This window comes from Caballeronia fortuita (assembly GCF_001544835.2).
Classification (GTDB): Bacteria; Pseudomonadota; Gammaproteobacteria; order Burkholderiales; family Burkholderiaceae; genus Caballeronia; species Caballeronia fortuita.
The window spans coordinates 105,634-127,463 of sequence record NZ_FCNX02000010.1 but is presented as its reverse complement, the minus strand read 5'-3'; the positions used below and the strand labels follow the sequence as shown (position 1 = coordinate 127,463).

At 63.9% G+C, this 21,830-nt stretch carries 23 protein-coding genes; 8 read left to right on the top strand and 15 right to left on the bottom strand.

Annotated features, from left to right (window positions below):
* Positions 1-44: 44 nt before the first annotated feature.
* Genes AWB77_RS20015 through AWB77_RS20005 form a run of 3 tightly spaced genes read left to right on the top strand, consistent with a single transcriptional unit; the run spans position 45 to position 2,281 of the window.
* Entirely contained in the window at positions 45-776 is a 732-nt protein-coding gene (locus AWB77_RS20015) for an alanyl-tRNA editing protein (protein ID WP_061136193.1), read from the top strand.
* A gap of 2 nt (positions 777-778) precedes the next feature.
* Positions 779-1,357 carry a DUF924 family protein gene (locus AWB77_RS20010; protein WP_082852695.1) on the top strand — a complete coding sequence of 193 codons (579 nt, stop codon included), beginning with the start codon at positions 779-781 and terminating at the stop codon, positions 1,355-1,357.
* 60 nt (positions 1,358-1,417) lie between these two features.
* A complete protein-coding gene (locus tag AWB77_RS20005; RefSeq protein ID WP_061136192.1) occupies positions 1,418-2,281 on the top strand; it encodes a DUF5672 family protein in 864 nt (287 codons plus the stop codon).
* Positions 2,282-2,306: 25 nt separating this feature from the next.
* Here the strand turns inward: AWB77_RS20005 and AWB77_RS20000 are convergent, their stop codons facing one another.
* The 10 genes from AWB77_RS20000 to AWB77_RS19955 all read right to left on the bottom strand — a co-directional run bounded on the left by AWB77_RS20000 (position 2,307) and on the right by AWB77_RS19955 (position 9,543).
* Positions 2,307-3,053 carry an SDR family oxidoreductase gene (locus AWB77_RS20000; protein WP_061136191.1) on the bottom strand — a complete coding sequence of 249 codons (747 nt, stop codon included), beginning with the start codon at positions 3,051-3,053 and terminating at the stop codon, positions 2,307-2,309.
* Between the two features lie 12 nt (positions 3,054-3,065).
* A complete protein-coding gene (locus AWB77_RS19995; protein WP_061136190.1) occupies positions 3,066-3,650 on the bottom strand; it encodes an LOG family protein in 585 nt (194 codons plus the stop codon).
* Positions 3,651-4,400 carry a TetR/AcrR family transcriptional regulator gene (locus AWB77_RS19990; protein ID WP_061136189.1) on the bottom strand — a complete coding sequence of 250 codons (750 nt, stop codon included), beginning with the start codon at positions 4,398-4,400 and terminating at the stop codon, positions 3,651-3,653.
* Between the two features lie 143 nt (positions 4,401-4,543).
* Positions 4,544-5,098, bottom strand: a complete 555-nt coding sequence (locus tag AWB77_RS19985) for a diacylglycerol kinase (protein ID WP_061136188.1) — start codon at positions 5,096-5,098, stop codon at positions 4,544-4,546.
* Entirely contained in the window at positions 5,095-6,126 is a 1,032-nt protein-coding gene (locus AWB77_RS19980) for a glycosyltransferase family 4 protein (protein ID WP_061136187.1), read from the bottom strand. The genes AWB77_RS19985 and AWB77_RS19980 overlap by 4 nt, the downstream gene beginning before the upstream one ends.
* Positions 6,127-6,153: 27 nt before the next feature.
* Positions 6,154-7,137, bottom strand: coding sequence for a UDP-2,3-diacylglucosamine diphosphatase (locus AWB77_RS19975; protein WP_096031156.1), 984 nt, complete (start codon positions 7,135-7,137; stop codon positions 6,154-6,156).
* A gap of 79 nt (positions 7,138-7,216) precedes the next feature.
* Complete coding sequence (locus tag AWB77_RS19970) at positions 7,217-7,738, bottom strand: RDD family protein (RefSeq protein ID WP_082852694.1); 522 nt, start codon at positions 7,736-7,738, stop codon at positions 7,217-7,219.
* Positions 7,735-8,502 (bottom strand): DUF3106 domain-containing protein, encoded by a 768-nt coding sequence (locus AWB77_RS19965; RefSeq protein ID WP_061136186.1) that lies wholly within the window; start codon positions 8,500-8,502, stop codon positions 7,735-7,737. The genes AWB77_RS19970 and AWB77_RS19965 overlap by 4 nt, the downstream gene beginning before the upstream one ends.
* Positions 8,503-8,530: 28 nt before the next feature.
* Complete coding sequence (locus AWB77_RS19960) at positions 8,531-8,983, bottom strand: DUF3619 family protein (protein WP_061136185.1); 453 nt, start codon at positions 8,981-8,983, stop codon at positions 8,531-8,533.
* On the bottom strand, positions 8,980-9,543 hold the full coding sequence (locus tag AWB77_RS19955) for an RNA polymerase sigma factor (protein ID WP_061136184.1): 564 nt from the start codon (positions 9,541-9,543) through the stop codon (positions 8,980-8,982). Before AWB77_RS19955 ends, AWB77_RS19960 begins: the two co-directional genes overlap by 4 nt.
* A gap of 421 nt (positions 9,544-9,964) precedes the next feature.
* On the opposite strand from AWB77_RS19955, the gene AWB77_RS19950 reads away from it, so the two are divergent.
* From AWB77_RS19950 to pssA, 5 genes are all read left to right on the top strand, one after another.
* Entirely contained in the window at positions 9,965-11,728 is a 1,764-nt protein-coding gene (locus AWB77_RS19950) for an acetolactate synthase 3 catalytic subunit (RefSeq protein ID WP_061136183.1), read from the top strand.
* A 109-nt stretch (positions 11,729-11,837) separates the two neighbouring features.
* On the top strand, positions 11,838-12,329 hold the full coding sequence (gene ilvN / locus AWB77_RS19945; RefSeq protein WP_008341906.1) for an acetolactate synthase small subunit: 492 nt from the start codon (positions 11,838-11,840) through the stop codon (positions 12,327-12,329).
* A 67-nt stretch (positions 12,330-12,396) separates the two neighbouring features.
* Positions 12,397-13,413 (top strand): ketol-acid reductoisomerase, encoded by a 1,017-nt coding sequence (ilvC, locus tag AWB77_RS19940; RefSeq protein WP_061136182.1) that lies wholly within the window; start codon positions 12,397-12,399, stop codon positions 13,411-13,413.
* 104 nt (positions 13,414-13,517) lie between these two features.
* Positions 13,518-14,162, top strand: a complete 645-nt coding sequence (locus tag AWB77_RS19935) for a phosphatidylserine decarboxylase (RefSeq protein WP_061136181.1) — start codon at positions 13,518-13,520, stop codon at positions 14,160-14,162.
* Positions 14,163-14,175: 13 nt separating this feature from the next.
* The gene (gene pssA, locus AWB77_RS19930; RefSeq protein ID WP_061136180.1) at positions 14,176-15,042 is read left to right on the top strand and encodes a CDP-diacylglycerol--serine O-phosphatidyltransferase; all 867 of its coding nucleotides are present in this window, start codon (positions 14,176-14,178) and stop codon (positions 15,040-15,042) included.
* Between the two features lie 80 nt (positions 15,043-15,122).
* Here the strand turns inward: pssA and AWB77_RS19925 are convergent, their stop codons facing one another.
* The 5 genes from AWB77_RS19925 to AWB77_RS19900 form a co-directional block, all read right to left on the bottom strand.
* Positions 15,123-15,863 (bottom strand): glycine zipper 2TM domain-containing protein, encoded by a 741-nt coding sequence (locus AWB77_RS19925; RefSeq protein ID WP_061136179.1) that lies wholly within the window; start codon positions 15,861-15,863, stop codon positions 15,123-15,125.
* A gap of 265 nt (positions 15,864-16,128) precedes the next feature.
* Complete coding sequence (gene lysS, locus AWB77_RS19920) at positions 16,129-17,667, bottom strand: lysine--tRNA ligase (RefSeq protein WP_061136178.1); 1,539 nt, start codon at positions 17,665-17,667, stop codon at positions 16,129-16,131.
* Positions 17,668-17,742: 75 nt separating this feature from the next.
* A protein-coding gene (gene prfB, locus AWB77_RS19915) for a peptide chain release factor 2 (RefSeq protein WP_208601535.1) occupies positions 17,743-18,847 on the bottom strand; the annotation gives its coding sequence in 2 pieces (ribosomal slippage) (positions 17,743-18,774 and positions 18,776-18,847; 1,104 coding nt in all).
* A gap of 84 nt (positions 18,848-18,931) precedes the next feature.
* On the bottom strand, positions 18,932-20,635 hold the full coding sequence (recJ, locus tag AWB77_RS19905; RefSeq protein ID WP_061136176.1) for a single-stranded-DNA-specific exonuclease RecJ: 1,704 nt from the start codon (positions 20,633-20,635) through the stop codon (positions 18,932-18,934).
* 11 nt (positions 20,636-20,646) lie between these two features.
* The gene (locus AWB77_RS19900) at positions 20,647-21,744 is read right to left on the bottom strand and encodes a hypothetical protein (RefSeq protein WP_061136175.1); all 1,098 of its coding nucleotides are present in this window, start codon (positions 21,742-21,744) and stop codon (positions 20,647-20,649) included.
* Positions 21,745-21,830: the final 86 nt, after the last annotated feature.

Genomic DNA, 21,830 nt, shown 5'->3' with positions numbered 1-21,830 from the left:
GATGCATCATCGGTTTTTTTGCATCATCGCAAGGAAGCACGACCATGAGCACACGCGCACTGTTCCGCGAGGACGCCTATCTGACGCGTTGCGACGCGACAGTCACCGCCATCGACGAGCAAGGCATTCACCTCGATCAAACCGTTTTCTATCCGCTCGGCGGCGGTCAGGCGGGCGATGCGGGCACGCTGACGCTCGCGGACGGCACCGTCATCGTGATCGCCGATACGCGCAAGGCCAGGTTCGAAGGCGCGACGCCCGACGACGCCGTGCACGTGCCCGCGCCGGGTCAGGAAGACGCGCTGGCGAAGCTCAGGACCGGCGACACGGTGAGCGCGGAGATCGACTGGGCGCAGCGTTACCGGCGCATGCGGCTGCACACGGCGAGTCATCTGATCTGCGCGGTGCTGCCGTATCCCGTCGACGGTTGCAGCATCACGACGGAATACGCGCGCCTCGATCTCGCGACGGTCGAGCCGATCGAGCGCGAGGCAGTCGAAGCGAAGCTCAACGCGCTGATCGGCGGCGCGCACGGTGTCGAGACCGAATGGATCACCGACGACGAAATGGCCGCGCGCCCGGAACTCGTGCGCACGATGAGCGTGAAACCGCCGATGGGCCTCGGCCGCGTGCGGCTGTTGCGCATCGAGAACGTGGATCTGCAGCCGTGCGGCGGAACGCACGTGCGCAATACGGAAGAGATCGGCACGCTGCGCATCGCGAAACTGGAGAAGAAGAGCGCGCGCACGCGCCGGCTGGTGCTGGAACTCGTCTGAGCGTGGACCCGCGCGCGCAGGCCGTGCTCGATCTCTGGTTCGGCGCGCCTGACTCACCGGACTTCGGCCAGGATCGCAAGCTGTGGTGGATCAAGAAGCGCGCGTTCGATGCGATGCTCGCCGAACGTTTCGGCGCGCTGCTCGACGAGGCGCAGGCGGGCGGTTTGCGCGACTGGGAACGCACGCCGCTGGGCACGCTCGCGCTGATCTTGCTGCTCGATCAACTGTCGCGCAATTGCTATCGGAACACGCCGCGCGCGTTCGCCGGCGATGCGCGTGCGCTCGAGCTTGCGAGAACGCTCGTCGAGCGCGGCGACGACTTGCGTCTCCCGGGCGCATACCATCGCGCGTTCGCGTACATGCCGTTCGAGCACGATGAGACGCCGGAGAGCCAGCGCGAGGCGCTACGTTTATTCGGAAAACTTAGAGACGAGACGGGCGTTTCGAGTTTCTACGATTCGGCGTTAAAACATGCGGACGTGATCGAACGCTTCGGGCGCTTTCCGCATCGCAACCGGATTCTCGGACGCGCGATGTCGGAAGACGAAGAAGCGTGGCTTGCGAAGCACGGTGGGTTTTGAGATGTCCGCCGAACCTGGCCGAGTAAGATTGCTGATCCGCAAAGACATTCTCACGTCCTCATGCAAGATTTCGGCAACATCACGGTCGTCTCGGTGACCGGCCTGAATGACACCCGAGGCGCCGTCAATGCGCTCGAATTAACCCGCCGGCAGATGCGAGGCGCTCGCGCCTTGCTGCTCAGTCCGCACGTACCGGACGCTCTTCCGTCCGGCATTCGTCATCGTGAAATCGACGCGATGGACTACTTCGGATACAGCCGGTTCATAATGTTCGACTTGTGGAAATTCATCGACACGCCGTTTACGCTGATCGTTCAGGACGACGGCTGGCTGCTCGACATCGGCAACTGGAGCGACGAATTCTTCGGCTACGACTACATCGGCGCACCGCTCGCTACCGGACAGGTCGAAACGCGGCATGGCGCGACCTCGCTATCCGGTTTCGGTTGGATCGAGCATCTGAACAAACCCGACACGATCGTCCGGCCCGTACTCAACGGAGGTTTCAGCTTGCGTAGCCGTCGCCTGCTTCGTGCGCTGATCGACCATCCTGAGATCGGGGCCGACTATCCGCCGGCCTCTGCATCCAATTCAGAGCCCGCGCAAACGGAGCGGCACGCCACCATTGCAAACGAGGACGTGCAGCTTTCCGTCGTTCTGCGGCCACGTCTCGAAGCGGTGGGATTGAAGTTTCCGCCGCCCGAGTTATGCGCGCGGTTCGCCGTCGAAGACGTGAGCCCGATTCACGAAGGCATGAATGCGATGAAGTTACTGGGCCTGCACGGGTGGTGGCGGCGTCTCGTCAGCATCGACCCTCCGATTGTCCGGTACGGCGTCTCACGCGCATTGATCGATGCATCTCCCGGCGAACAGGCAATCGTCGCGATGCTGGAGCGGCGGGGCTACCGCGTCGAATTGACGTGACAGCACCGCGACGTCCGACCTGTGTCTATCTTCCGCCCGTCACGTCCAGAATGGCGCCCGTCACATACGACGACGCATCCGAAAGCAGCCACACGATCGATTCGCCGACTTCATCGGCGGTGCCCGCGCGTCCGATCGGCGTCTGCACGCCCAGCACGTGCGCGCGATCCGGCTTGCCGCCGCTCGCGTGGATATCCGTGTCGATCAGTCCGGGCCGGATCGCGTTCACGCGCACGCCTTCGCGTCCGAGTTCCTTCGACAGCCCGAGCGTGAGCGTATCGATCGCGCCTTTCGAGCCCGCGTAGTCGACATACTCGTTCGGCCCGCCCAGACGCGCCGCCGCCGACGATACGTTCACGAGCGATCCGCCCTTGCCGCCGCGCGAAGTCGACATGCGCCGCGCCGCTTCGCGCGCGCACAGATACGCGCCGAGCACGTTGACGTCGAAGATGCGCTTCATGCGCGCGATGTCCATGTCCGCGAGCGCCGAGCCGGGCGCGACGATGCCCGCGTTGTTCACGACGCCGTCGATCTCGCCGAAGGCTTTTTCGGTCGCATCGAACATCGCGATGATCGCGGCTTCGTCGCTGACATCGCCGGGAATCGCGATCGCCTTGCCGCCGGCAGCGACGACGGCCGCGACGGTTTCATCGGCCGCCGCCGCGTTCGACGCATAGTTCACACCGACCGACCAGCCGCGCGCGCCCGCGAGCACCGCAGCCGAACGGCCGATGCCGCGGCTCGCGCCGGTAATCAGGATGACTTTGGACATCGCTCGCGCTCCTCAGACGGCGTTACGTTTTTCGGACCATTTGTCGATCATCGGCGGCGCGTAGGCTCGCAGCTTGGCGATCATCTCGCCGGGCTCGGCCGCGACCTGAATGAAGTCCAGATACGCCTCGCGCATGAAGCCTTCATCGACGGTATGGCGCAGCATCGACATGAGCGGTGCATAGTAGCCGTTCACGTCGAGCAGGCCGACCGGCTTCTGGTGATAGCCGAGTTGCGCCCACGTGTAGACCTCGAAAAATTCCTCGAAGGTGCCGACGCCGCCGGGCATCGCGACGAACGCATCGGACAGATCGGCCATCATTTTCTTGCGCTCGTGCATGTCGGGCACGACGTGCAGTTCCGTGAGATCGGTGTGGCCCACTTCCTTGGCGAGCAGCAATTCGGGAATCACGCCGATCGCGCGGCCGCCCGCGGCGAGCACCTCATCGGCGATGAGTCCCATCAGCCCGACACGGCCGCCGCCGTAGACGAGCGAGAGATCGTTCTCGACGAGCGCGCGGCCGAACGCTTTTGCCGCTTCGGCGTAGACGGGGCGGGCGCCGGTCGCCGAGCCGCAATAAACACAAACTGCCTTCATTTATCTGGAATCCTTCGGTATTTCGGTCTTCGACGTGTTCGCCGCGAGCTGCTGCGATTCGTCGCGCGGCGGCAGGAAGTCCGCGTATTCGCGCTTCGGCAGCTTACCGGAAACGAGGTCGTCGAAAAGCTGTCGCGAGCGTCCGCGCAGATACGGCGCCATGATCGAGATGATGTGCAGGCTCGCCTGATGCAGTTCCGCGCGGATCGCTTCCTGATCGTTGTATTTGCGCGGATTCATCACGTACTGATATGAGAGCCAGTACGTCGCGATCACGCCGATGTTCGTCGCGATCACCTTGATCTCCTCGGGCGTCGCGACCATTTCCTGATCGGCCACGAGCGCCTCGCACAACTGGCTCGCGAAGTGCACCTTGTGCGTGATGATCTGCTTGAAGTGCGTTTCGAGCGTGCGGTTGCGCGCGAGCAGATCGTTCAGGTCGCGATACAGGAAGCGGTAGGTCCAGAGGAAATCCGCCATGTATTGCAGATACGACCACATCTCGTCGATCGTCGGACGATGATCGTCCGGAAAGCGCAGACGCTTCTGAATCTGCTGCTCGAACTGCGCGAAGATGCTATTGATGATGTCGTCTTTGTTGCGGAAATGGTAGTACAGGTTGCCTGGACTGATTTCCATCTCTTCGGCGATCGTCGTCGTGGTGACGTTCGGCTCACCGATATCGTTGAACAACTTCAGCGACAGCTCGAGTATCCGTTCGCGCGTGCGGCGGGGAGGTTTGGCTTCCATGTCGTCCGACCTTGGGATCGGGCCGCGAGGCTCGGGATGAGCGTTCGCGCGGCCGCTTCCGTTGCTATTTTTGAGAATATCGGACGATTATAAACCGGTCGTTCTGCGGCACGGCTGCGCCCTTTGCGCGCGCTCGATCATGATTACGAGATACGAGCGAGCCACGCGGAGGCGAGTGGCCACAGAATCAGCCCCCATGTGATGACGCAGACGCCGAGCGCGACCATCACCGCGGCGCTGCCGAAATCCTTCGCCCGCTTTGACAATTCGTGACGTTCGAGCGAGATGCGGTCGATGGCCGCCTCGACGCTCGAATTGAGCAGCTCGACGATGAGCACGAGCAGCACCGACGCGATCAGCGCCGCGCGCTCGACCGGCGCCACCGGCGCGAAGAGGCTGCACGGCAGCAGGATCGCGGCGAGCGTGAGTTCCTGTCGAAACGCGCTTTCCTCGCGGATCGCGACGCGAAAGCCGTAGAGCGAATTCTTCATCGCGTGCCACGCGCGCGTGAAGCCGCGATTGCCCTTGTACGGATTGAAGGGCAGGTCGTCGGGGCCGAGCGGCTCGGTTGCTGGCGCGGGCGCTTCGTCGATGTCGTCGAGTTCGTCGTCGAAAGGATCGCGCTCGCGCGCCGGCGCTGACGACGCGGTGCGCGCGTTCGCTTCGGCCCGTTCCTGCGCGACGGCGCGTCGCGTCATGCCGCCGCCCGGTCCGAACTCGCCGCGCGTGGCCCGAACTGGCGCAGATGCGATGCGAACTGTTCCGACGCCGCGCGCCACGAGAAGCGCTCGGCCCACGCGCGGGCATCGGCGCGCTCGATCTTCAGTGCTTCGAGGCAGGCTTCGTGCAGGTCGTCGTAGAGCGCGCCGGGGCCGGTTTCGCCAAGCACGTCGATCGGGCCCGTCACCGGATACGCCGCGACCGGCGTGCCGCACGCCATCGCTTCGAGCAGCACGAGGCCGAAGGTATCGGTCTTGCTCGGGAACACGAAGACATCGGCTGCGGCGTAGACCTTCGCGAGTTCGGGCTGCGAGAGCACGCCGAGATAGTTGACGTTCGTATAGCGCGACTTCAGCTCCGCGAGCGCCGGGCCTTCGCCGGCGACCCATTTCGAGCCGGGCAGATCGAGCTTCAGGAACGCCTCGACGTTCTTCTCCACGGCCACGCGCCCGACGTACAGGAAGATGGGCCGCGCGGTGTTGAGCACCTTCGACTCCATCGGATGAAAGATGTCGAGATCGACGCCGCGCGTCCACAGCACGACGTTCGTGAAACCGTATTTTTCGAGATCGCTCTTGACGACGGGCGTCGGCGCCATCACGGCTTGCGAGCCCTTGTGGAACCAGTGCAGGAAACGATACGTGAGCGCGAGCGGAATGCCGAAGCGCGCCTTGACGTACTCCGGGAAGCGCGTGTGATACGCGGTCGTGAACGGCAGCTTGTGACGCAGCGCATACGCGCGCGCGGCAAGGCCGAGCGGGCCTTCGGTGGCGATGTGCAGTGCATCCGGCTCGAATGCGTCGATGCGGCGCGCGACGCGCTGTCCCGGCAGCAGCGACAGGCGGATCTCCGGATACGTCGGGCAGGGAATCGTCTTGAACTCGAGCGGCGTGAGCAGTTCCACGCGATGCCCGAGCGCGGTGAGTTCCTTCGTCGTCTGCGTGAGCGTGCGCACGACGCCGTTGACCTGCGGCTCCCATGCGTCGGTAACGATCATGATCTTCATCGGCTGTGGCCCCGTGTTCGTTTGAGTTTAGACGGTCGCGCGGGCTTTCGCCGCGCGCGCTTCCGGCGAACGCATCACTGTCCAGTAGACGACCTTCAGTTCGCCGTCGTAAGTCTCGACGAGCGCCGAGAGACTCTCGACCCAGTCGCCGTCGTTGCAGTAGAGAATTCCGTCGATGTCGCGGATCTCGGCCTTGTGGATATGCCCGCACACGACGCCGTCGCAGCCGCGGCGGCGCGCTTCGTCGGTCATCACTTTTTCGAACTGCGAGATGAAGTTGACCGCGTTCTTCACCTGATGCTTGAGGTACTGCGAGAGCGACCAGTAATTGAGCCCGAGCCGCGTGCGCACGCGATTGAACCAGCGGTTGAGCAGTAGGATCATCGTGTACGCGGTGTCGCCGAGATAGGCGAGCCATCTGGCGTGCTGAATGACGCCGTCGAAGAGATCGCCGTGCACGATCCACAGGCGCTTGCCCGCGAGCGTCGTGTGGAACGCTTCGCCGCGCACGTGGATGTCGCCGAACGCGAGGTCGCAGAACTGGCGCGCGGCTTCGTCGTGATTGCCGGGGATATAGACGACCTGCGTGCCTTTTCTGGCCTTGCGCAGGATTTTCTGCACGACGTCGTTGTGCGCCTGCGGCCAGAACCAGCCTTTGCGAAGCTGCCATCCGTCGATGATGTCCCCGACGAGATACAGATACTCCGACTCGTGATGCCGAAGGAAATCGAGCAGATACGGCGCCTGGCAGCCGCCCGAGCCGAGGTGGATGTCCGACAGCCAGATCGTGCGATAGCGCTGCGGCTCGTTGGCGGAATCGGCAATGTCGTCGTGCCGGCCCGGCGTGTCGACGCGTGTGTCGGACCAGCCCGGCACGCTCGCCGATGCAGACTCGGATGACTCAGTGGACTCGGATCGCAGTGCGAAGGGGCCGAAGCGCTGCTCGCTGTCGCCGAAGCTGAAGGGAGAGGGCGGGTCGATTGCCGGTCGGGCTGACGAGGTGAAGGCCATTGGCTCGCGCGTCGGGTTTCGGTATGCGCATTACGCCTTCCGGCTGTGACCGAGCCGTGACAGTCACGAGAAGTTCTTATTACTTGGCGAGCGGCTGCACGGCAACGATGCGCGTGCCGGCGAGGCGGTCATGGATGAACTGGCGCGCCGGATCGAGCCGCACGGCGGCAGCCCATAGCGCGACCCACCCGGCGAACACGGCGAGCGTCTGCGGCACGGCGAGCGAGAAGAGCGGATGCAGCGCGAGCGGCGGCAGGAACCACAGCCACGCGAGGACGTAGCGCGCGAGTGCGCGCGCGGGCTTGACAGGCTCACCGTGCGCATCGACGAGCTTGAGGCGCCAGGTTTTCATCGGCAGGGTCTGGCCGCCGTGCGTCCAGAAATACACGAAGTAGGCCGCAATCACGATGCCGATCCACGACATCAGCCAGTTGTGATGCGTGAGGCCGTTACGTTGCTGCGTGAGCGTGCTGAAAAGATATCCGGCGATGAATACGACGCCGAAGAGGATGACGCCTTCGTAGAGCATCGTCGCGAGGCGGCGGCGCAGCGTGGGCGCGCGCATCGGATCGACGGTCGCCACGGCCGGCTGCGCGCTCACGAGCCGTTGTACATCGAAGGCGCCTGCTGCGGCGATACCGGAATTGGCGTGGCCGGCACGATGCTCGCCGCGTTCGGAATGGCGGGCTGCGCCGGCGCACCGGAAACGGGCGCGGCCGGGGCGGGCGCGGTACCCGACACGCCATCCGCGTGGCCGGGAACATGCCCTTGCTCGCGCGCCGTGACGAGGCGGTTGATGTCCTTCACTTCGGTCTTGCCGGTGGGCGGCGCGGAGACGACAGTCGGACGGCGCGTGCGCTCGCTCGCGGCCAGCTTCTTTTTCTGTTCTTCGGAGAGCTTTTGATACGCGTCCCAAGCCTTCTCGCGCTTCTCCGGCGGCACCGACTTGGAAACCTGATAGTTCTCGCGCGCGACCTTGCGCTGGTCGGGCGTGAGGCGCACCCATTCCTCCATGCGCTGATGCAGATGCTTCTGCGCCTCGGGCGACATCCGGTGGAAACGGGATGCGATCTTGAGCCACTTCTGCTTGCGCTCGTCGGAGAACGAGTCCCATTGCGTGGCGAAAGGCGCGAGCGCCGCATGCTGCGCTTCGGTGAGATGACTCCAGGAAAGCGGACCTTCGGACGACAGCGCGGACAACGGCGAGACGCTCGCGTCCGCGCTCGTGCCCGAACCGCCGCTCGGCGCGGCGGCGGACGAAGGCGCGGCGGCGGTGGAATAGAAGCGCGGATAAGTCGCGGCGAACGCAACCAGACCCGCAATCGCGCAACCGAAGACAATCGCGAGACCGCGCTTGTAACTCACCCGAAAATTCCCCCGCTGAATTCAGTGCTTAATGATTGCGCGTCAGATACGCGTTGAATCCGTGATCGAGATACGCGTCGATCGGCAGGCTGTCGCTCATCATGGCCGCGTCGATGTCGGCGAGTTCGGCCTTGCGCTGCTGATCTTCCCAATAGGCGATGCCCGCAATCCCGATGATGAGCGCCGCGAGCGGCCACGCGAGCCCGAGGCCGCCGAGCCGCGCGAGCAGCCCTTTCGGGCCGTGTGCGTTGCCGGAGCCGCCCGCGTCGAGCGTGCTGCCGGCGCCCGCGAACGCAGGCGTGAAGGCGGGCGCGGTCATCGCGACGGCCACCTTCTCCGGCTTCTTGCGCGCGATCGCAGCGCGGCGCGCGTCGCGCAGCCGGTCGACAGCCGCGGCGGGCATGTTCGACGTGCTTTCGTCCAGTGCGCGCACGACTTTCAGCGCGAACTCGTTTTCCTTCGTTTCAAGAGCGGAACTCATAGCGTGATCCCTTTTGCTTTCAGGGCTTGGGCGAGAGTGTGCGTGGCGCGTGAACAATGAGTTTTCACGCTGCCCTCGGAGCACCCCATCGCGGCGGCCGTCTCGGCGACATCCATGTCTTCCCAGTAACGCATGAGAAAGGCTTCTCGTTGACGCGCGGGCAGTTTCTGGATTTCGGCGTCGATCAGGTTCAGAACCTGTTCGCGTTCCAGACGGTTCTCGCTGCTCTCGCTGCCGATCGCGCCGTCCTCGGCTTCGAAGGTTTCGAGCGGGTCGAATTCGTCGTCGTCCGCGTTGCCGAAGGACGAGAAGAGGCTGACCCAGGTGTTGCGCACCTTCTGGCGACGGAAATAATCGTGCGTCGCGTTCTGCAGGATACGCTGGAATAAAAGCGGAAGCTCGGATGCGGGCCGGTCGCCGTATTTCTCCGCCAGCTTGATCATCGCGTCCTGCACGATGTCGAGCGCCGCGTCGTCGTCGCGAACGGTGTACACGGTTTGCTTGAACGCGCGTCTTTCGACGCCCGCCAGAAAATCGGCGAGTTCCTTGTCTGATGCCATCCGTTGGGGACCCGGCGCAACGAATCTGCGTCCGAAGTTGCGTCGAAGAAGATCGTGGAGTTCTAGGAAAACCTGCGAATCCTAGCAAAGTTTCGCCGCATCCGGAGGAAATGAGCGGTTTTGTTGCCACTTGCGACATATCGGTCCGACGCCGCTCCGCGCCGATAAGCCGCGATTTCGGCAAGTTTTTCGCGTCGTGCGCGGCCGAAAGGGCGTCGTCAGTGCGTTCGGAAACTTTTTGCTTGACCCGCCGCGCGCGCCACTGTTACATTTTCTGACTCGCATCATCCAGTGAAATGTCTGCTTTGAGGCGAGCCCAAGAAGCACGCCTGTCAAACCTAGACGCGCCGCTTGAACCCGAGCCACAAGCCCGGTAGAGAGCACCCGATCAATTTTTTGCCGAAAATTCGAAAGGTGATGAATGAACATGCCCAGCGCGGAATTCTCCACGTCGGATACGACTCCTCCTCACGAAGCTGACTCCATCGGCGCCACCGTGCTCATGCGCGCATTGGCCGATGAAAAGGTCGAGTTCATTTGGGGCTATCCCGGCGGCTCGGTACTCTACATCTACGACGAGCTGTACAAGCAGGACCAGATTCAGCACATTCTCGTGCGCCACGAGCAGGCCGCCGTACACGCCGCCGACGCGTATTCGCGCTCGACCGGCAACGTCGGCGTGTGCCTCGTGACTTCGGGCCCGGGCGTCACCAATGCCGTCACCGGCATCGCCACGGCCTATATGGATTCGATTCCGCTCGTCGTCATCAGCGGCCAGGTGCCCACCGCGGCCATCGGCCTCGACGCATTCCAGGAGTGCGATACCGTCGGCATCACGCGTCCGTGCGTGAAGCACAACTTCCTCGTGAAGGACGTGCGCGATCTGGCCGAGACCGTCAAGAAGGCGTTCTATATCGCGCGTACCGGCCGTCCGGGTCCCGTGCTGATCGATATTCCGAAGGACGTGTCGAAGGCGCCGTGCCGTTACGAGCCGGTAAAGAGCGTGTCGCTGCGCTCGTACAACCCGGTCACGAAAGGCCATTCGGGCCAGATCCGCAAGGCGGTGCAGCTTCTGCTTTCGGCGAAGCGCCCGTACATCTACACCGGCGGCGGCATCATCCTCGCGGACGCATCGCGCGAGCTGAACCAGTTCGCCGATCTGCTCGGCTATCCCGTCACCAATACGCTGATGGGTCTCGGCGGCTATCGCGCGTCGGACAAGAAGTTCCTCGGCATGCTCGGCATGCACGGCACGTACGAAGCCAACATGGCGATGCAGAACTGCGACGTGCTGATCGCCATCGGCGCGCGTTTCGACGATCGCGTGATCGGCGATCCGAAGCACTTTGCGTCGTCGCCGCGCAAGATCATCCATATCGACGTCGATCCGTCGTCCATTTCGAAGCGCGTGAAGGTGGATATTCCCATCGTCGGCGACGTGAAGGAAGTGCTGAAGGAACTGATCGAGCAATTGCAGCACGCCGAGCACGGCCCGGACACGCAGGCGCTCGCGAAGTGGTGGGACGAGATCGAGGGCTGGCGCTCGAAGGATTGCCTTGCCTACGACCGCAAGAGCGAGATCATCAAGCCGCAATATGTGGTGCAAAAGCTCCACGAACTGACCGATGGCAACGCCTTCGTGTGTTCGGACGTGGGCCAGCATCAGATGTGGGCGGCGCAGTTCTATCCGTTCAACAAGCCGCGTCGCTGGATCAACTCGGGCGGTCTCGGCACGATGGGCTTCGGCCTGCCCGCCGCGATGGGCGTGAAGATGGCCTATCCCGACGACGAAGTGGTCTGCATCACCGGCGAAGGCTCCATCCAGATGTGCATTCAGGAGCTCTCGACGTGCAAGCAGTACAACACGCCCGTCAAGATCATCTCGCTGAACAACCGCTATCTGGGCATGGTGCGCCAGTGGCAGCAGATCGAATACAAGAAGCGCTATTCCAGTTCCTATATGGACGCGCTGCCTGACTTCGTGAAGCTGGCCGAGGCGTATGGCCATGTCGGCATTCGCGTCGAAAAGACCGCGGACGTCGAACCGGCGCTGAAGGAAGCGCTGCGGCTCAAGGATCGCACCGTATTTCTCGACTTCCAGACCGATCCGACCGAAAACGTATTCCCGATGGTGCAGGCAGGCAAAGGCATCACGGAAATGCTGCTCGGCTCTGAGGATCTATAACGGCTTCGAAACGCGAGGCTCGCGCGCGCCTGTCTTCACAAAGGACATGCGACGCGCGCGGGTTTTTCGAAACGAACGCCTTCTCTGGACACATTCGGGAATCACGACAATGAAACACATCATCTCCGTCTTGCTGGAAAACGAACCGGGCGCGTTATCGCGCGTCGTCGGGCTCTTTTCGGCACGCGGCTATAACATCGAAACGCTGACGGTGGCGCCGACCGAAGACAGTTCGCTGTCGCGGCTGACCATCGTCTCCATTGGCTCGGACGACGTGATCGAACAGATCACGAAGCACCTGAACCGCCTGATCGAGGTGGTGAAAGTGGTCGACCTGACAGAGGGCGCCCACATCGAGCGCGAGCTGATGCTCATCAAGGTAAGGGCGGTCGGCAAGGAACGCGAAGAGATGAAGCGCATGGCGGATATCTTCCGCGGCCGCATCATCGACGTGACCGAGAAGACCTACACGATGGAACTGACGGGCGCGTCCGACAAGCTCGACGCGTTCATCCAGGCGCTCGACGCCACCGCGATCCTGGAAACGGTTCGCACGGGCAGCTCCGGCATCGGCCGGGGCGAGCGGATTCTCAAGGTCTGAGTACCGTCTGACCACCCATTAGCAGCGCAAATAGCACACCAATTCAACGCACGATCAAGGAACCACCATGAAAGTTTTCTACGACAAGGACGCCGACCTCTCCCTCATCAAGGGCAAGCAAGTCACCATCATCGGTTATGGCTCGCAAGGCCATGCGCACGCGCTGAACCTGAAGGACAGCGGCGTGAACGTGACGGTCGGCCTGCGTAAGGGCGGCGCATCGTGGAGCAAGGCCGAGAACGCCGGCCTCAAGGTGAAGGAAGTGGCCGAAGCCGTGAAGGGCGCGGACGTGGTCATGATGCTGCTGCCCGACGAGCAGATCGCCGAAGTCTACAAGAACGAAGTGCACGACAACGCCAAGCAGGGCGCGGCGCTCGCGTTCGCGCACGGCTTCAACGTGCACTACGGCCAGGTGATCCCGCGCGCGGATCTGGACGTCATCATGATCGCGCCGAAGGCGCCGGGCCACACCGTGCGCAACACGTACGCTCAAGGTGGCGGCGTGCCGCACCTGGTCGCCGTGGCGCAAGACAAGTCGGGCTCCGCGCGCGACGTGGCGCTCTCGTACGCGGTGGCGAACGGCGGCGGCCGTGCCGGCATCATCGAGACGAACTTCCGTGAAGAAACCGAAACCGACCTGTTCGGCGAGCAGGCCGTGCTGTGCGGCGGTACGGTCGACCTCATCAAGGCCGGCTTCGAAACGCTGGTCGAAGCGGGCTACGCGCCGGAAATGGCGTATTTCGAGTGCCTGCACGAACTGAAGCTGATCGTCGACCTGATCTATGAAGGCGGCATCGCCAACATGAACTACTCGATCTCGAACAACGCCGAATACGGCGAATACGTGACGGGCCCGCGCATCGTCACGGAAGAGACGAAGAAGGCGATGAAGGCCGTGCTGAAGGACATCCAGACCGGCGAATACGCGAAGAGCTTCATCATCGAGAACCGCGCCGGCGCGCCGACGCTGCAGTCGCGCCGCCGTCTGACGTCCGAGCATCAGATCGAGCAGGTTGGCGAGAAGCTGCGCGCGATGATGCCGTGGATCGCGAAGAACAAGCTCGTCGACCAGTCGAAGAACTAAATTTCTCGCTAGTCACGTTTTTTGCTGAATCGAAAGCCGTCCGGCAGCCCTGTGCGCCGGGCGGCTTTTGCTATCCTACGGTTTTTAAAACACAGAACCCGTTCATGAACTATCCTCATCCGATCATTGCCCGCGAAGGCTGGCCGTTCATCGCCATCGCGGCCGTCGTCGCCATCCTCGTGCAGGCGATCGGCGGCTTCGGCTTCGCCTGGATCTTCTGGCTGATCGTGATTTTCATCGTCCAGTTCTTCCGCGATCCTGCCCGCCCGATTCCGACCCAGCCCAACGCGGTGCTGTGTCCGGCGGATGGCCGCATCGTCGCGGTCGAAACCGCGCACGATCCGTACGTGGGCCGCGAAGCGCTCAAGATCAGCGTGTTCATGAACGTGTTCAACGTGCACTCGCAGCGCTCGCCGGTGGACGGCGCGATCACGAAGGTGCAGTACTTCCCGGGCGCGTATCTGAACGCCGCCGTCGATAAAGCCTCGACCGAAAACGAGCGCAACGCAGTCGTGCTGCAGACGGCGGGCGGGCATACCGTGACCTCGGTGCAGATCGCGGGGCTCATCGCGCGACGGATTCTCTGCTATGTGCACGTCGGCGAGCCGCTCACGCGTGGCCAACGCTACGGTTTCATCCGCTTCGGTTCGCGTGTCGACGTGTATCTGCCGGTGGGCAGCCGCCCGCGCGTGGCGATCGGCGAGAAGGTTTCGGCTTCGTCGACGATCCTCGCCGAATTCGCGGAATAACGCGGAGGTTTCGATGGCGGCATTCAAACCGCGCCGTAATCGCGCGAACGGGACGCCTCCGCGCGCGTTCCGCCGCAACAAGGCCGCGCAGGACGTCGGCGCCGTGGAGACGCGGCGGGCGAAGCGGCAGCAGTTTCTCAGAAAGCGCGGCATTTACCTGCTGCCCAACGCGTTCACCACGGCCGCGCTGTTCTGCGGCTTCTTCGCCGTCGTTCAGGCGATGAACGTGCGTTTCGAGATCGCGGCCATCGCCATTTTCGTCGCGATGGTGCTCGACGGCATGGACGGCCGTGTCGCGCGCATGACGCATACGCAGAGCGCATTCGGCGAGCAGTTCGACAGCCTGTCCGACATGGTGTCGTTCGGCGTCGCGCCCGCGCTCGTGATGTACGAGTGGGTGCTCAAGGACCTCGGGCGCTGGGGCTGGCTCGCGGCGTTCGTGTATTGCTCGGGCGCGGCGCTGCGGCTCGCGCGTTTCAATACGAACGTCGGCGTGGTCGACAAACGTTACTTTCAGGGATTGCCGTCGCCGGCGGCGGCTGCGCTGATCGCGGGTTTCGTCTGGCTCGCGACCGATAATCGCGTGCCGCTCAAGCTCGTGTGGCTGCCGTGGGTCGCGTTCGCGCTGACCATCTATGCCGGCGTGACGATGGTGTCGAACGCGCCGTTTTACAGCGGCAAGGCGCTCGACGTGCGCTATCGCGTGCCGTTCGCAGGCGTGTTGCTGGTCGTCATGGCTTTCGTGCTGGTGTCGTCGGATCCGCCGGTCATGCTGTTTTGCCTGTTCGTGCTGTACGGCTTCTCGGGCTACATCTGGTGGGGCTATCTCGCGGTGCGCGGCAGGCCGAACCCGGCGCGCAGTTCACAGCGGGCGCATTAACCGCAGCGGCATCTGCGCAAAAAAAGGCGGCAACCGAACAGGTTTGCCGCCTTTCTGCTTTTTGCGCGTATGAGAGTCGATCAACCCGCGACCAGCGTGCCGTTCTGGATGTGCACGCGCTCGCCTTGCTGGAACGGCGGCGGGTTCTTGTACGTGAAGGTGCGCGACTTGCCGTTTTCCATGCGAACGTGAACCGAATAATCGGTTTCGCTGCGAATGTGTTTCTCGACCGAATTGCCGGCGAGACCGCCGCCTAGTGCGCCGAGCAGCGTCATGGCGGTGCGGCCGCCGCCGCGTCCGAACTGATTGCCGACGACACCGCCCGCCACCGCGCCACCGACCGCGCCGATGCCGGTTCCGTGCCCTTCGCGCTTGACCGCCGAAATCGATTCGACCGTGCCGCACGTCGAGCAGTAGGCCGGATGCGCGGGCGCTTGCTGCGCATACGATGGCTGCACCGGCCGCGGCTGCGCAGGCGGTTGCTGGACCTGCTGCTGCGCCGCTTGTTGCTGTTGAGCCGCTTGCTGCTGAGCCGCCTGCTGCTGCGCGGCCTGCTGTTGAGCCGCGGCTTGCTGTTGCGCCGGACTCGGCGCGGCGGAATCCACGATGGGCTGCTGCGCGACCGCCGCCGTCTGCGTCTGCGGAGTCTGCGCGGAATTACTCGATGCCCTCGGGAAGAGCCCCGTCATCGCAGCCGTTGCGACAAGGCTCGCGACGATGACCGCGCCCGCCGCCGTCGCGACGAGCGGATGCAGCCGACGCTGCGGCTGAGCGCCGCCGGAAGAGGGCGACGTGCTGAGTTTATTGGTGCCGTTATCCATTGTTGAACCTCCGTTTCGAGGCGAACCGCCGCTACCGATGTCGGCGTCACGATCCATTCTGGGCGAATCCCGCAATCTTCGCTTTTTCGGCTTGTAACAAAATCGCGGACATCGCCCGGCGGGATAAAAGCACGACTGGTGCCAGTCGCCGGGGCCCGCACCGAACGGCGCTCGCAGCCAGAACGTGTTGAAATCTTTACCAGCGGTTACAACAAAAAAGCGCGCCACGATGGGCGCGCTTCTGGGTCAGCGGAACGCGGAAAACTCAGTCTTCGCGACGCAGATGCGGGAACAGAATCACATCGCGGATGCTCGGGCTGTCCGTCAGCAACATTACCAGTCGGTCGACGCCGATACCGCAACCGCCTGTCGGCGGCATGCCGTATTCGAGCGCGCGGATGTAGTCGGCGTCGAAGTACATCGCTTCTTCATCGCCGGCGTCTTTCTGATCCACCTGCTTCTGAAAGCGTGCGGCCTGATCCTCCGGATCGTTCAGCTCGGAGAAGCCGTTCGCGATTTCGCGGCCCGTGATGAACAGCTCGAAACGCTCCGTGATGCCCGCGACCGTATCCGACGCGCGCGCGAGCGGCGACACTTCGACCGGATAATCGACGATATACGTCGGCTCCCAAAGTTGCGATTCCGCCGTCTCTTCGAACAGCGCGAGTTGCAGCGAACCGACGCCCGCGTTGAGAAACGCGGGCTGCGTCGTATCGACACCGAATTTCTTCAGTTCCGTGCGCAGGAAAGCCGCGTCGGACAACTGCGCATCGGTGTATTGCGGTGCGTACTTCTGGATCGCCTGATTGATCGTCAGGCGATGGAACGGCTTGCTCAAATCCAGCTCGCGTCCCTGATACGTGATCGTCGCGGTGCCGAGCGCATCGATCGCGGCCTGGCGAATCAACTGCTCGGTGAAGTCCATGAGCCAGCGGTAATCGGTGTACGCGGCGTAGAACTCCATCATCGTGAATTCCGGATTGTGACGCGGCGACACGCCTTCGTTCCGGAAGTTACGGTTGATCTCGAACACGCGCTCGAAGCCGCCGACGATCAGCCGCTTCAGATACAGCTCCGGCGCGATGCGCAGAAACATTTGCATGTCGAGCGCGTTGTGATGCGTGGTGAACGGCTTGGCCGCCGCGCCGCCGGGAATCGGGTGCAGCATCGGCGTTTCGACTTCCATGAAGCTCGCCTGCGCCATGAAGTTGCGGATCGACGTGACGGCTTTCGTGCGTGCCATGAACGTCTTGCGCGATTCCGGCGTGACGATCAAATCGACGTAACGCTGGCGATAGCGCGTTTCCTGATCCGCGAGGCCGTGAAACTTGTCGGGCAGCGGGCGCAGCGCCTTGGAGAGCAGACGCAGTTCCGTGCAGCGCACCGACAGTTCGCCCTTGTTCGTGCGAAACAGTACGCCTTTCGCGGCGATGATGTCGCCCAGGTCCCACTTCTTGAACGCGTCGTAGGTTTGCTCGCCGACATCCGCCGGCGTCACGAAGAACTGAATCTGGCCGCTGCCGTCCTGAACCGTCGCGAAGCTCGCCTTGCCCATCACGCGCTTCAACATCATCCGGCCCGCGATCGAGACGGGCAGGGGATTCGCTTCGAGCGCGTCCTTGTCCGTTTCGGCGTAATCGCTTTGCAGCGCGGCGGCCTGATGCGTCGGGCGGAAATCGTTCGGATAGGCGATGCCTTGCTCGCGCAGCGCGCGCAGCTTGTCGCGTCGCTCGGCGATGATCTGGTTCTCTTCCAGTTCGGGAGCGGCGCCCGGTTGGGTCGCCGGCTGAGTCGGTTCGGTCATGATGATTTGTGGCTTTTTGATGCGAGGCGGCCTGAATGGAAAACGCGGATATCGATGGATATCCGCGCCGGCGAATCAAACGCCCTGTTTCAGGCTCGCGCTGATGAAGTCGTCGAGGTCGCCGTCGAGCACGGCGCGCGTGTTGCTCATTTCCACGTTCGTGCGCAGGTCCTTCACGCGGCTCTGGTCGAGCACGTAGGAACGGATCTGATGGCCCCAACCCACGTCGGTCTTGCTCGATTCGAGCTTGTCCTGTTCGGCCTGGCGCTTGCGCATCTCGAATTCGTAGAGACGCGCCTTGAGCATCTGCATGGCTTCCGCGCGGTTGCGGTGCTGCGAGCGGTCGTTCTGGCACTGCACGACGATGCCCGTCGGCGCGTGCGTGAGGCGCACGGCGGAGTCCGTCTTGTTGATGTGCTGGCCGCCCGCGCCCGATGCGCGATACGTGTCCGTGCGGATGTCGGCGGGATTGATTTCGATCTCGATCGAATCGTCGATTTCCGGATAGACGAACACCGACGAGAACGACGTGTGACGTCCGCCCGACGAATCGAACGGCGACTTGCGCACGAGGCGGTGAATGCCCGTTTCGGTGCGCAGATAGCCATACGCGTATTCGCCTTCGACCTTGATGGTCGCGCTCTTGATGCCGGCGACGTCGCCTTCGGACTCTTCGAGCACTTCGGTCTTGAAGCCCTTGCGCTCGCAGTAGCGCAGATATTGACGCAGCAGCATGGACGCCCAGTCGCACGCTTCGGTGCCGCCCGCGCCCGCCTGGATGTCGATGAAGCAGTTGTTCGGGTCGGCCGGGTTCGAGAACATCCGGCGGAATTCCATGTCTTCGACGCGCAGGCGCAGTGCGTCCGCATCGGCTTCCGACGCGACGAGCGTGTCTTCGTCGTTTTCCTCGCGCGCCATCTCGAACAGTTCGTTCGCGTCGCGCAGGTCGTTGTCGAGCGCGGTGAGCGTGGACACCACGCCGTCGAGCAGCTTCTTTTCGCGACCGAGCGCCTGGGCGTTCTTCGAGTCGTTCCAGACGTTCGGGTCTTCGAGTTCCTTATTGACTTCGGCTAGACGCGCGGATTTGGCGTCGTAGTCAAAGATACCCCCGTAGCTCGCCCGCGCGGCGGCGCAGGTCGGCCAGAAGGCTTTCGATCGCGTTGAGACGTTCCGCTTCCATTGTCGATCTTCGGCTTCGTAAAAAGATGAAATTATAGCCGATCGACAGGCTTTCCCCGGCGTCGCGGGTACGCCGTGCGCCTTGTCAGCCCGCGTGCTCGACGATCAGTTGCACCCGCGCGACGCCGTTCCACGAATCGCTGACGAGCCGGTACGCGACGGTCGCGCGCGGCGGCAAAGGATCGACGTGGTTGAACCAGATCGCGTTGAAGCGCTGACGCCCGCGCAAAAGCGACAGCTTCAGATGCTTGTCCTTCACGAGCGCCTGCGACGCCACTTCGAACTCGCCGGAGAAAGTGGGCGCGGGAAAGCCTTGTCCCCAGACGGCGGCGTCGAGCATTTCGACGAATTGCGGCGTGAAGTACGCGTCCTCCAGTTCGCCATCGGTTTCGACGGTGCGTGAAAGCGCTTCGGCCGTGAGCCATTCGCGTCCGACCGCTTCGAACGCGGCCGTGAAGCGCGGGATGTCGGCGGTGGAGAGCGTGAGGCCCGCGGCCATCGCGTGTCCGCCGAACTTGTGGACGAGGCCGGGTTCGCGCTTGGCGATCAGATCGACGGCATCGCGCAGATGAAAGCCCGGAATCGAGCGGCCGGAGCCCTTGCAGAGCGTGCCGCTGTCGTCCGCGTGCGCGAATGTGAACGATGGCCGGTGAAACCGTTCCTTCAGCCGCCCCGCGACAATGCCGATCACGCCCTGATGCCAGCTCGCGTCGTAGAGTGTGAGCGTCGCGCGCTCGCCGGGATCGATCGTCTGCAATTCGGCGAGCGCCTGTTGCTGCATGCCGGCTTCGATTTCGCGGCGCTCGCGGTTCATCGAATCGAGCTGCTGCGCGAGTTCCCATGCGCGGCCGATGTCGTCGGTCGTCAGGCATTCGATGCCGAGCGACATGTCCGACAGCCGTCCCGCCGCGTTCAGGCGCGGCCCGAGCGCGAAGCCGAGATCGAAGCCGGATGCGGCGCGCGCATCGCGGCCCGCGGCGCGAAAGAGCGCGGCGATGCCCGGCTGCATGCGGCCCGAGCGAATCCGCTTCAGGCCCTGCGCGACGAGAATGCGGTTGTTGCAGTCGAGCTTTACGACATCGGCGACGGTGCCGAGCGCGACGAGATCGAGCAGGCCGTCCAGACGCGGTTCGGGCGTGCCGTCGGCATACGCGCCGCGCCGGCGCAATTCCGCGCGCAACGCGAGCAGCACGTAGAACATGACGCCCACGCCCGCGATGCACTTGCTCGGGAACGCGCAGCCGGGCTGGTTCGGATTGACGATCGCGCGCGCGGCGGGCAACTCGTCGCCGGGCAGGTGATGGTCGGTGACGAGCACGTCGATGCCGAGCGCGTTCGCCGCCGCGACGCCATCGACGCTCGCGATGCCGTTATCGACCGTGATGAGCAGCTCGGGCAAGCCGCTCTTCGAACGCGACGCGAGCTCGACGATTTCCGGCGTCAGTCCGTAACCGTATTCGAAGCGGTTCGGCACCAGATACTCGATCCGCGCGCCGAACATGCGCAGCCCGCGCACGGCCACCGCGCACGCGGTCGCGCCGTCGCAGTCGTAGTCCGCGACGACGAGCATGCGGCGGTTAGCGGCGAGCGCATCGGCGAGCACGACGGCGGCATCGTCGCAACCTTTCAGGCCGGCGGGCGCATGCAGGCGCTTGAACTCCGTTTCGACTTCATCGGGCGAAGTCACGCCGCGCGAGGCATACAGACGCGCGATGACGGGGTGCAGGCCGTGGCGCATCAGCGCTTCGGCATCGGCGGGAGAGGAAGCGCGCGTAACGATTCGCGTCATTGCACAAAACCTTATTCGATGAAAAGCGCCGCGACCGGACGGCGCCGCCAGAACTTGCGCAAGTCGGCGCGCGTGACCGAGAGCGTGACCGAGCCGGTGTCGCCGCACAGCGTGAGGCTCAGGCGACCGAGCGCGCCATCGCTCAAGGCTTGCAGCGCGGGCGCGAACCACGCGCTTTCGAGCGACTCGAGCGCGCCGTTCCAGCGCGCCCAGTCCTGCTCGATGAACGGCGCGGAAAACGGATTCAGCTCGACGAGCGTCGCGCCTTCGCCGCCGTCGTTTTTCACGAGCGCGTCGAATGACTCCGGCGGCATCGACGGCTGCACGCCCGAGGCGAGCGCGAGACCGCGTGTCGCGGCGGCATCGGACATCACGCGCGCGAACGGACTTTGGACCGGCCGCAGCGTGCCTTGCCCGTGCAGCCAGATCGAGTTGATCGCGGGCAGGCCGCGCGATTCGCGTTCCAGATTCAGCGGATGCTCGAACCACGCCATCTGCACTTCGTTCTGCAGCTTCATCCACGCGCGCGAGCGCTCGCCGGTGCGGGCTTCGTGCGGCAGCCAGATTTCGATGTTGCGACCCGTCGCGCGCAGCGGCGATGCGCCTGCGAGCGCGCCGAGCGCATCGCCCGATACGTACCAGCGCAGAGGCGTCGGCGCCTGCAGCGTCACGCCGAGATCCTCGATAGCGGGCCGCGCGGTCTGCAGCAGCGCGCGCGCTTCCTCGGTGTGGACGCCGAGCGTGTCGGGATCGATCAGAACGAGATGATCGTGCGCGATCCGGACATGAACCGGCTCGATGCACGCCCAGGACGCATCGCCGGGCGTGCCGCCGTCGGCGAGCAGCATGAAGGGCGCGAGCGGGGCGTCGTCGGCATAGCGCCGATCGGCGGGCGTCACGGCTTGAAAGCGCCGCGCGATCCAGCGTTCGTGCGGCAAGGTGCGCTGAAAATCCTCGCCGATGACGCGTTCTTCGAGCGTGGCGCGCGCCAGCAGCTTGTCGAGCGCCGCGCTCTCCAGTCCGTGCAGGGCGATGGCGGCGTCCGCTGCCGAAGGCAGCGCGAACGGCAGCAGGAGATGGAGATGATGAACGGGCATGATGCCCGGCATTGTAGGGCAAAGCGGGCAGGGCGATCGCGCCCGCCAAGCGCGATTTCGCCGATGTCGCCGGGAGCGCCGCCGTAGAATGGCGGCAT